The 7,049-nt window shown below is 67.4% G+C and carries 8 protein-coding genes; 4 read left to right on the top strand and 4 right to left on the bottom strand.

Annotated features, from left to right (window positions below; all coding sequences use genetic code 11):
* Positions 1-272: 272 nt before the first annotated feature.
* From pqqE to pqqA, 4 genes are all read right to left on the bottom strand, one after another.
* Positions 273-1,424 carry a pyrroloquinoline quinone biosynthesis protein PqqE gene (pqqE, locus tag CR157_RS07015; RefSeq protein WP_110282749.1) on the bottom strand — a complete coding sequence of 384 codons (1,152 nt, stop codon included), beginning with the start codon at positions 1,422-1,424 and terminating at the stop codon, positions 273-275.
* On the bottom strand, positions 1,417-1,707 hold the full coding sequence (gene pqqD, locus CR157_RS07010) for a pyrroloquinoline quinone biosynthesis peptide chaperone PqqD (protein ID WP_110282748.1): 291 nt from the start codon (positions 1,705-1,707) through the stop codon (positions 1,417-1,419). The genes pqqE and pqqD overlap by 8 nt, the downstream gene beginning before the upstream one ends.
* The gene (pqqC, locus tag CR157_RS07005; RefSeq protein ID WP_110282747.1) at positions 1,704-2,483 is read right to left on the bottom strand and encodes a pyrroloquinoline-quinone synthase PqqC; all 780 of its coding nucleotides are present in this window, start codon (positions 2,481-2,483) and stop codon (positions 1,704-1,706) included. Before pqqC ends, pqqD begins: the two co-directional genes overlap by 4 nt.
* Positions 2,484-2,595: 112 nt before the next feature.
* The gene (gene pqqA / locus CR157_RS07000; RefSeq protein ID WP_081786101.1) at positions 2,596-2,667 is read right to left on the bottom strand and encodes a pyrroloquinoline quinone precursor peptide PqqA; all 72 of its coding nucleotides are present in this window, start codon (positions 2,665-2,667) and stop codon (positions 2,596-2,598) included.
* Positions 2,668-3,017: 350 nt separating this feature from the next.
* On the opposite strand from pqqA, the gene CR157_RS06995 reads away from it, so the two are divergent.
* The 4 genes from CR157_RS06995 to CR157_RS06980 all read left to right on the top strand — a co-directional run bounded on the left by CR157_RS06995 (position 3,018) and on the right by CR157_RS06980 (position 7,018).
* Positions 3,018-4,841 (top strand): methanol/ethanol family PQQ-dependent dehydrogenase, encoded by a 1,824-nt coding sequence (locus CR157_RS06995; RefSeq protein WP_110282746.1) that lies wholly within the window; start codon positions 3,018-3,020, stop codon positions 4,839-4,841.
* A 120-nt stretch (positions 4,842-4,961) separates the two neighbouring features.
* Positions 4,962-5,492 (top strand): c-type cytochrome, encoded by a 531-nt coding sequence (locus CR157_RS06990; RefSeq protein WP_110282745.1) that lies wholly within the window; start codon positions 4,962-4,964, stop codon positions 5,490-5,492.
* Positions 5,493-5,531: 39 nt separating this feature from the next.
* Positions 5,532-6,383 carry a quinoprotein dehydrogenase-associated putative ABC transporter substrate-binding protein gene (locus CR157_RS06985; RefSeq protein WP_110282744.1) on the top strand — a complete coding sequence of 284 codons (852 nt, stop codon included), beginning with the start codon at positions 5,532-5,534 and terminating at the stop codon, positions 6,381-6,383.
* Positions 6,380-7,018 carry a hypothetical protein gene (locus CR157_RS06980; RefSeq protein ID WP_110282743.1) on the top strand — a complete coding sequence of 213 codons (639 nt, stop codon included), beginning with the start codon at positions 6,380-6,382 and terminating at the stop codon, positions 7,016-7,018. The genes CR157_RS06985 and CR157_RS06980 overlap by 4 nt, the downstream gene beginning before the upstream one ends.
* Positions 7,019-7,049 lie beyond the last annotated feature (31 nt).

Below are 7,049 nucleotides of genomic sequence, written 5' to 3'. Positions count from 1 at the left end.
ACCAGCACCTCGCCGGCCCTGGGGCCCTCGACGTCGATCTCGGTCAGCTCCAGCGGCTGGCCCGCGGCCAGGGCGACGGCGGCGCGTGATTTCATATGGACTCCCCCCAGGGTGTTGTTGCCGATGGCTGTCGTTAGCGGGTGTCGTCACGATCATGCTGGCGGTGCTGTCAGTCTAGGTGAGCCGGAAAGGGGGATTGTGTCGCAGCGACACAAGTGCGTTGCCGCCTGGCAACATTGGTGCCCTCGGGCCGGCCCCGGTGGCCGGCCCCCTCAGGCGCGACAGAACACCCTTGACTCATGAGCATTGCGCGGCGTCAGCTCCGCCGCCGAGCGGGTGTCGCGGGCGGCCTCGCGGCGGGCCGCCTCGATCAGATGGTGATCCGGCGAGAGGTCGCACACCGGGTCGGTGGCGGTGGGGTCGCCGGTGAGCAGGTAGGCCTGGCAGCGGCAGCCGCCGACGTCCCGGTGGCGTTCGTCGCAGCTGCGGCAAGGTTCCGACATCCAGGCCTCGCCGCGATAGCGGTTGAAGGCCTCGCTGGCGTACCAGGCCTCGCGCAGGGGGCGTTCGCGCACGTTGGGGAAACGCATCGGCAGCATGCGCGCACTGTGGCAGGGCAGCACGGCGCCGTCCGGGGCCAGGGTCATGAAGATCGAGCCCCAGCCGCCCATGCAGGCCTTGGGCCGGTCGGCGTAGTAGTCGGGGACCACGAACAGTAGCCGCATGTCGCGGCCCCGTGCCGCCAGATGCTCACGCCAGCGCCTGGTGGTGGCCTCGGCGGCCTCGAGCTGGGCCCGGCTCGGCAGCAGCCCGGCGCGGTTGAGGTAGGCCCAGCCGTAGAGCTGGCAGTTGGCGAGCTCCACGGCGTCGGCGCCGAGCTCGTCGCACAGGGCGATGATGGCATCGAGCCGGTCGATGTTGTGGCGGTGCAGTACCACGTTGAGCACCATGGGATAGCCGGCGGCCTTGACCGCCCGGGCCATGGCCAGCTTCTTCGCGTGGGCCTTGCGTGAGCCGGCCACCGCCGCGGCGACATCGGGGTCGGAGGCCTGCAGGCTGATCTGGATATGGTCGAGTCCCGCCTCGCGCAGGGCCTCGATGCGCGATTCGTCGAGTCCCAGGCCGGAGGTGATCAGGTTGCTGTAGAAGCCCAGCCGGTGGGCCTCGGCGACCAGGGTCTCGAGGTCCCGGCGTACCAGCGGCTCGCCGCCGGAAAAGCCCAGCTGCACGGCGCCCAGGGCGCGGGCCTGGGTCAGGGCATCGATCCATTCCGCGGTGGTGAGCTCCTCCCCGACGGCAGCGAAGTCCAGCGGGTTGGAGCAGTAGGAGCACTGCAGCGGGCAGCGATAGGTCAACTCGGCGAGCAGCCACAGCGGGGCGCCGGTCTGGCCGTTGGCGGTAACGGTGTCGGTGTGGTCAGTCATGATGGATCCACCCTTGTCGGGCGGCGTCGACCAGGAAGTCGTGGACGTCCTCGGCGATGGCCGCGGCGGGGGCTTCCGAGTACTGCGCCTGGAGGGCAGCGATCACCTCGTTCACGTCGCGGTGGCCATCGAGCTGGGTGAGGATGGCACCGGCGCTGTCGTTGAGCTGCACCATGCCCTCGGGATAGAGCAGCACGTGACGCTGCTGGGCCTCTTCCCACTGCAGCCGCCAGCCCGGACGCAGGCGACAGACGCTGGCCCCGGTGATGGCGGCTCCGTTCATGACAGCCCCCGATGATAGACACGCCGGTCGGTGACGGTGTGGTAGGGCGGCCGGCCGAGCTGGTAGGCCAGCGTCATGGCATCGAGCATCGACCAGAGCACGTCGAGCTTGAACTGCAGGATCTCCAGGGCACGTTGCTGGGCGGCGGCAGTGGTGCAGACCGCCAGCGCCACCTCCAGGCCGTGCTCGACGTCGCGGCGTGCCTCCTTCAGGCGCTTGCGGAAGTAGCCGTAGCCGACCGCGTCGATCCAGGGGTAGTGGATCGGCCAGGTATCGAGCCGGCTCTGGTGGGCCTCCGGAGCGAACAGCTCGGTGAGCGAGGCGATCGCCGCCTCGCGCCAGTCGGTGCGGCGCACGAAGTTGACGTAGGCGTCCACCGCGAAGCGCACCCCCGGCAGCACGTGCTCCTGGGACCAGAGCTCGTCGCGGGTCAGGCCGACGGCCTCGCCGAGGGTCAGCCAGGCCTCGATGCCGCCGCCGTCGTCGCCGTGGCCGTCGTGGTCGAGCAGCCGCTGGATCCAGCGGCGGCGGGTGTCGGCGTCGGGACAGTTGGCCAGCAGGGCGGCGTCCTTCTGGGGAATGCTGAGCTGGTAATAGAAGCGGTTGGCCACCCAGCCGCGCAACTGCTCGGGGGTCGCCCGCCCCTCGGCCATGTCGACCTGGTAGGGGTGGTGGATATGGTAGTAGGCACCCTTGGCCAGCAGGGCCTCGCGGAAGGCCTCGGGGCTCAGGGCCTCGCCCTGTGAACTCGCCAGCGGCGACGCGATGGAGGTCATGCAGGGCACCTCTTTGTGTCCGGCCGGGAAGGGAAAAACGGCGCAAAACAACAGGCCGACGCTCCGTGCGGGGAGCGTCAGCCCATCGGGTACTGCGTCGTCACCAGTGGTTTCAACGGTTGGAAATGTACAGGGTCACCTCGAAGCCTAGACGCAGGTCGGTATAGGCGGGTTTGGTCCACATGGGGCTACCTCCACGATGCGGGTGGATATGGCTTACACTATTCCAGTTAAGCACGCCACGCGGGATCTACCCTGCTACGAAAGTCGCATCATGTGCCCGTGAGCGGCATGGCCGGCGTTCTCGGTACCAGCGCGCCACGTCAGGGTGCCGTCACGGCAGGGATTTATCGGGATTGTTGCTCGTGCGCAAAAGTCTTTTGACCTCAGGCGAGAGCCGAAATCCTCCTGTCCACGCTGTAGCCCCGAAAGTTGTGCTAGACCTTCCAGTGTCATTGCCTGGAACAGGATAACAACCACAACGGGATGTGCCGCACCCCGCGGCACACCTTTCAGTGCGACGGAGACAACGCCATGCTTCGGGAGATCGGTTTTGCGATGACGGCCGCCGGGTTGATGGTCGCATCCTTGGCTCATGCCAACCAGAATCAACTCGAGCTGCAGCAGAACCCTGAATACTGGGCCACGCAACTGGGCAACTATCAGGGCAACCGCTACAGCGAACTGGACCAGATCAATCGCGACAACGTGGGTGAGCTGCGATCGGCCTGGCAATTCTCCACCGGCGTCCTGCGCGGCCACGAGGGTGGCCCCCTCTACGTCGGCGATGGGCGCCTCTATATCCACACCCCCTTTCCCAACAAGGTATTCGCCCTCGATGTGGAGGACGAGGGCCGGGTGGTCTGGAGCTATGAACCCGACCAGGATTCCCGCGTCATCCCGGTGATGTGTTGCGACACCGTCAACCGCGGCCTGGCCTATGCCGATGGACGCCTGTTCCTCGGCCAGTCCGACAACACCCTGATCGCCCTGGACGCCGAGACCGGCGAACTGCTGTGGGATGTCAGCAATGGCGACCACACCGTCGGCGAGACCAACACCATGTCGCCGCTGGTGGTGCATGACAAGGTCATCGTCGGCATCAGCGGCGGCGAGTACGGCATTCGTGGCCACATGACCGCCTATGACGTCGAGACCGGCGAACAGGTCTGGCGAGGCTATTCGACCGGACCGGACGACGAAGTGCTGATCGATCCGGAAACCACCACCATGCTGGGTGAGCCGATCGGCGAGGCCGACCTGGGCGTCTCCACCTGGCCCGAAGGCGAGTGGGAACGCGGTGGCGGGGCCCCCTGGGGCTGGATCACCTACGACCCGGAACTCGACCTGATCTACTACGGTACCGGCAACCCGGGGACCTGGAACCCGGAACAGCGCACCAAGGACGGCGAGCCGGCCGACAACAAGTGGGCGATCACCGTCTTCGCCCGCGACCCCAACAATGGAGAGGTCAAGTGGGTCTACCAGAAGGTGCCCTTCGACGAGTGGGACTACGACGGCGTCAACGAAAACCAGCTGATCGATGTCGAGTTCGAGGGCGAGCAGCGCAAGGGCCTGGCGATCATCGATCGTACCGGGTTCGGCTTCCTGCTCGACCGCGAGAGCGGCGAGTTGCTGGTGGCCGAGAAGTTCGCTCCGGAGACCAACTGGGCGGACAGCTATGACATGGAAACCGGACGTCCCAACGTCAACGAGCAGTACAGCACCTACCGCCAGGGCGTCGGCGTCAACACCACCGACATCTGCCCGACCGCCATGGGCGCCAAGAACATGCAGCCGACGGCCTTCTCGCCGAAGACCGGCCTGATCTATGCCGGCATCAACCGGATCTGCATGAACTATGAGCCCTTCGAGACCGAGTATATCGCCGGGCAGCCCTACGTGGGGGCGACCCTGACCATGATGCCGGCACCGGCTCAGGACGGTGACATGGAAGGCCGCCTGGGCAGCTTCATCGCCTGGGACCCGGTGGCCGGGGAGACCGTCTGGGAGATCGACGAGCGCTTCGCGGTCTGGAGCGGTGCCCTGGCCACGGCCGGTGACCTGGCCTTCTATGGCACCCTCGAGGGGCATGTGAAGGCCGTGGACATCGAGAGCGGCGAGGAGCTGTGGCGCTTCAAGACCCCCTCCGGGATCATCGGCAACGTCAACACCTTCATGCACGAAGGCAAGCAGTACCTGGCCGTACTCTCCGGGGTCGGTGGCTGGGCCGGCATCGGCCTGGCGGCAGGCCTCGAGGATCCCGAGGAGGGGCTGGGGGCCGTGAGTGCCTTCTCTGCCCTCGGTGACTACACCAAGCTCGGCGGGGTGCTGACGGTCTTCGCTCTGCCGGATTGAGTGCCATCCCTGCAGGCGGGGCGCGGACTCGGGTCCGTGACCCCGTTCCCTCCCATCCCTCTCCAGGGGCCGCCATGAGTGTGCCGGCGGCCCCTGGTCGTACCGAGAAGGAAGCGCTGCATGACGGTATTCATCGGAGTCTCGGGCCGGAGCCTCATCCTGACGGCCGTGTTGGGCCTGGGATTGCCCCTGGCCGGTTTCGTCTCGCCGGCCGTGGCCGACGAGCACCGTGTCACCGGGGAAGCGCCGGGCGCCTTCGTCGTCGAGGACGACAGGGTCGATCCCAACACCTACGAGGGCTATATCGCCTACACTCGGGTCTGCATGGCCTGTCATGGGCCCGATGGCCTGGGGTCCTCCTTCGCGCCCAGCCTGATTCGTGCCGCCGAGCGCCGCGGCTGGGCCGATTTCGCCGGCACCATCGCCGCCGGCCGTGAAGTCCAGCCTGGCCAGGTGATGCCTTCCTTCGCCGACGACCCCTATGTGCTGGCCAACATGGAGAACATCTTCAGCTACATGCGTGCCCGCGGCGAGGGAGGCCTGGGCCGTGGCCGCCCGAAGATCATCGAGTCGATGCAGGAGGAAACCGAAGCGCCACAGGAGGGGGCGGAGTCCGACGAAGCCGTCCATGATGAGAAGGCCGACGGCTAGCCCCGTCACCTTTCTTCTCTTCCCGGTATCGGAGGACGCATGAGAAGAGGAGTCACCCGGCTGCTGCCGCTGTTGGTCGCCCTGGCCCTGGGGGCAGGAAGCGGCGTGGTGGTCGCCAATCCCCCGGAACTCCAGGACCGCGAGGCGTTGCGGGTCTGTGCCGACGGCAACAACCTTCCCTTCAGCAACGAGGCCGGCGAAGGGTTCGAGAACCGCATCGCCGAGCTGATGGCCGCGGACCTCGGGGTGCCGCTCGTCTACGTCTGGGCACCCCAGGTCATGGGCTTCGTGCGCAACACCCTGGAACTGCGCGTCTGCGACGTGATGATCGGCGCCGTGGCCGGCTACGAGTTCGTGCAGAACACCAACGAGGTCTACCGCTCCGTCTACGCCCTGGTGGTGCCCGAGGAGTCCGACCTCGACGCCACCAGCCTCACCGATCCAGCGCTGCGGGAGCGGCGCATCGGCGTGATCACGGAAACGCCTCCCCTGGTGCCGCTGCGGCGCGCCGGTGCCAGCGTCAAGAGCTATCCGCTGATGGTCGACACCCGGGTGCGGGCGCCGGTGCGCGATGCCGTCGAGGACGTGGTGGCCGGCAACACCGAAGGCGCCGTGCTGTGGGGGCCGCTGGCCGGCTACTACGCCTCCCGACAGGACCCTCCGCTGCGGGTCATTCCGCTGGTCGAGGATACCTCCGGTGCCCGGCTGGACTACCGGATCACCATGGGCATTCGCCACGGTGAGCCGCACTGGAAGGACTGGATCAACGACTTCATCGCGCGTCGCCAGGACGAGATCCACGACATCCTCGTCGAGTACCGGGTGCCGCTTCTCGACCGGCGCGGTCAGTTGCTCACTCCCGAGCCGTCGGATGCAGGAGGCGCGTCATGAGGCCGCTGCGCTCGACTCTGGTGATGCTCGGGCTGGGTGCGACCCTGGTGCTGGGCGGCGTGGCTCGGCTCGAGGCCCAGCGGGCGGCGGCGGGCCCCCCCGACTGGCCCTGCGTGCAGCGGCTGATCCCGGAACTGGCCTGGGGCACGCTCTGGACCGGCCCGTCGCTGGATGAGCTGGAGCGGGACTGGTGGGAGGATGAGGAGGTCGGCCGCGTGGCGCGTTTCGCCACCGACCGCTCGACGCCCGAGGACGAGGCCCTGGAGCGGGTCCGCGACTTCGTCGCCTCGGTGGATGATGGCGCGGCCGAGGAGCGGTTGACGCTGCTGTTCGCCGGTCTCTTCGAGCTCACCGATCGTGAACGGCGACGGGCCATCGACGGTATCCGGCGCGCCTCCCGCGCCCAGGTGGCGCGACTCGATGATATCTCGGAGATGGTCGACGAACTGGAAGCGCTCCGCGACGACGAGCAGGCGAACGAGGCCGAGATCGAACGACTCTCCGAGACGCTGTTCTGGGAAGAGCGCACCTTCGAGAGACGCCAGCAGGCGCTGCCGGCGATGTGCGAGCAGCCCACTCTGCTGGAGGAGAAACTCGCTCGGATGGTGCGGATGATCATGGCGCGAATGCCGTGACACCAAGGAGTGTCGTAACGACAACAACAGC

The organism is Halomonas sp. LBP4 (genome assembly GCF_003202205.1).
In the GTDB taxonomy this organism is placed as follows: domain Bacteria; phylum Pseudomonadota; class Gammaproteobacteria; order Pseudomonadales; family Halomonadaceae; genus Halomonas; species Halomonas flagellata.
Note: the sequence above shows the minus strand (reverse complement) of the source record. Positions and strands in the feature narration are given on the sequence as shown.

Bases quoted from the DNA above. Each gene is read 5' to 3' on its own strand.
- pqqE (WP_110282749.1), bottom strand. From the start codon at position 1,424: ATGACTGACCACACCGACACCGTTACCGCCAACGGCCAGACCGGCGCC.
- pqqD (WP_110282748.1), bottom strand. From the start codon at position 1,707: ATGAACGGAGCCGCCATCACCGGGGCCAGCGTCTGTCGCCTGCGTCCG.
- pqqC (WP_110282747.1), bottom strand. From the start codon at position 2,483: ATGACCTCCATCGCGTCGCCGCTGGCGAGTTCACAGGGCGAGGCCCTG.
- CR157_RS06995 (WP_110282746.1), top strand. From the start codon at position 3,018: ATGCTTCGGGAGATCGGTTTTGCGATGACGGCCGCCGGGTTGATGGTC.
- CR157_RS06990 (WP_110282745.1), top strand. From the start codon at position 4,962: ATGACGGTATTCATCGGAGTCTCGGGCCGGAGCCTCATCCTGACGGCC.
- CR157_RS06985 (WP_110282744.1), top strand. From the start codon at position 5,532: ATGAGAAGAGGAGTCACCCGGCTGCTGCCGCTGTTGGTCGCCCTGGCC.
- CR157_RS06980 (WP_110282743.1), top strand. From the start codon at position 6,380: ATGAGGCCGCTGCGCTCGACTCTGGTGATGCTCGGGCTGGGTGCGACC.